Genomic DNA, 478 nt, shown 5'->3' with positions numbered 1-478 from the left:
GCATTAAGGTTAATCACCAAAAATCAGTGGTTTATGGCTTTTCTTTGTTCCCTCGGCTGGTTAGTTTTGAGTTTGTCGGCAAGTTTGTTTCAGTGGGCGCTGTTTTCTGGACAATTATTCTTTGGCGCTGGAAATTCAGAGCGTTGCCTCAATCAATTTTTGGGCAAGCGCGATGTTGGTTTAGCTGGCTCAATCAGTATTTTGATCACAGGTTTTTGTGCTTGAATTGCTGAAATTCGAAGTCTGTTTTTCAAATCTATGAGTCGTTTCAGTCTTCTGGTTTTTGGCTTTTGTTTGTCAGTCAAAACCGAGTTAATCTTGGTTTTGGTAAAACGTAAGTCATTGAAGCTTAAACATAACAAACGGTTCAAGAGGGACAGCCAACGCGCGGTATTTTTATCATGCGTTGGTTTTTGTGGTTACGGTGTTATGCGGAAGCTTGGTAATGGCGTTGGCTGCCCCTTAACCGGGCGTTATG

Annotated in this window: 1 protein-coding gene; it reads left to right on the top strand. The window is 42.1% G+C overall.

What is annotated here, in order from left to right; genetic code table 11:
- The first annotated feature begins 33 nt into the window (after positions 1-33).
- Positions 34-225 carry a hypothetical protein gene (locus UF06_RS17875; protein ID WP_045571656.1) on the top strand — a complete coding sequence of 64 codons (192 nt, stop codon included), beginning with the start codon at positions 34-36 and terminating at the stop codon, positions 223-225.
- Positions 226-478: the final 253 nt, after the last annotated feature.

The organism is Vibrio sp. S234-5, from assembly GCF_000960595.1.
Classification (GTDB): Bacteria; Pseudomonadota; Gammaproteobacteria; order Enterobacterales; family Vibrionaceae; genus Vibrio.
Note: the sequence above shows the minus strand (reverse complement) of the source record. Positions and strands in the feature narration are given on the sequence as shown.

What these genes read in the sequence shown, in the direction of transcription:
- UF06_RS17875 (WP_045571656.1), top strand. Translation starts at nt 34, where the DNA reads ATGGCTTTTCTTTGTTCCCTCGGCTGGTTAGTTTTGAGTTTGTCGGCA.